2 protein-coding genes are annotated in these 1,248 nt (G+C 46.3%); one reads left to right on the forward strand and one right to left on the reverse strand.

Annotated features, from left to right (window positions below):
• Positions 1 to 3 precede the first annotated feature (3 nt).
• Positions 4 to 591 carry a glucosaminidase domain-containing protein gene (locus ACYVTD_RS13175; protein ID WP_461248196.1) on the forward strand — a complete coding sequence of 196 codons (588 nt, stop codon included), beginning with the start codon at positions 4 to 6 and terminating at the stop codon, positions 589 to 591.
• Here the strand turns inward: ACYVTD_RS13175 and ACYVTD_RS13180 are convergent.
• Positions 557 to 1,248: HAD family hydrolase (locus ACYVTD_RS13180; protein ID WP_461248195.1), on the reverse strand; the 692-nt coding region annotated here is incomplete at its 5' end. The genes ACYVTD_RS13175 and ACYVTD_RS13180 overlap by 35 nt on opposite strands.

The raw sequence follows: 1,248 nt of genomic DNA on the forward strand, positions 1-1,248 counted from the left end.
AGAGTGCCGTCAAGATCAAAAATGTACGCTTTGTATTCTTTCATTTTCTCCCCATGTGCCTCTCTTTTTTCCACGGCTTCGGGAAAAAAACCGGAACACCCAAATAGTATTATGGGAAAGGGAAATGTCGGTGCGGAGAAATTGGCACTTTTTCTTTTGCAGAATAATTCAAAAATTGACAAGGATTATGTGCTCAAGTTGGCTGGATTTTATGTTGAGGAAGTCGACTTTGAGGGAGTTAATCACGATGTCGCTTTTTCCCAGATGTGCCTTGAAACCGGCTACTTAAACTACGGCGGACTTGTTCAGCCGCAGTGGTACAATTTTTGCGGTCTAGGCTCAATCGGTCCAGAACAGCCCGGTCTTGTTTTCCCTGATCCGCAAACAGGAGTACGCGCGCATATTCAGCACCTGAAAGGTTATGCGACAGAAGAACCGCTCAAAGGACAGTTAGTTGATCCTCGCTACAGGTATGTAAAAAAAGGCTCCAGCCCTACAATCGAAGGACTTGCCGGAACTTGGGCTGCGGACAGACAGTACGCCGTTAAAATAGACGCTATCTTACAACGGCTTTATGATTTTGCGTTTTAGCGTAACATGGCGCATCGTAAAAATCGGTAATCGCGTAATCCGCTATGGCTTTCATTTGTTCCCAATAATTTTCTGGCGATTTGTCATATACGGCGCAAACGCCAAAACTTGCGCTTTTTGCGCTTTTTACGGCTTCAAATAAATCTTCAAATACAAGGCAGTCCTGCGGCGATACTCCAATTTTTTTCGCGGCAAGCAAAAAAACATCGGGGCGCGACTTTCCGTACCCCGCTTCGTCTGTTCTGCAAATGGCATCAAAAAAATCATCAATGCCGTTGTTGCGCAGTACAAGATCGCACAACTCTGCGGACAGGCTGGTTGCGATTGCCAGCTTTGCCCCGCCTTCCCGCAGTGTAGTAAGATACTCTTTCGCATGAGGTTTCATTTGTACTGTGTGACCATATGCGTGTGCCGCCATGTTGTTCCATTCGCGCATTAAGTCCTCAACGCTGTCAGACAGGGCAAAACGTTTAATCGTATAGGCGGCGGTTTCATAAAAAGTCATCGGCGAAATTGCGTCCATATAATCGGGCGGGACGGCAATTCCACGCTTTGCTAGAAAATCAGCGTCGATTTGTCCCCACACGCCCATCGAATCAAGCAGAGTGCCGTCAAGATCAAAAATGTACGCTTTGTATTCTTTCATTTTCTCCCCAT

The organism is Treponema sp. R6D11 (genome assembly GCF_054786075.1).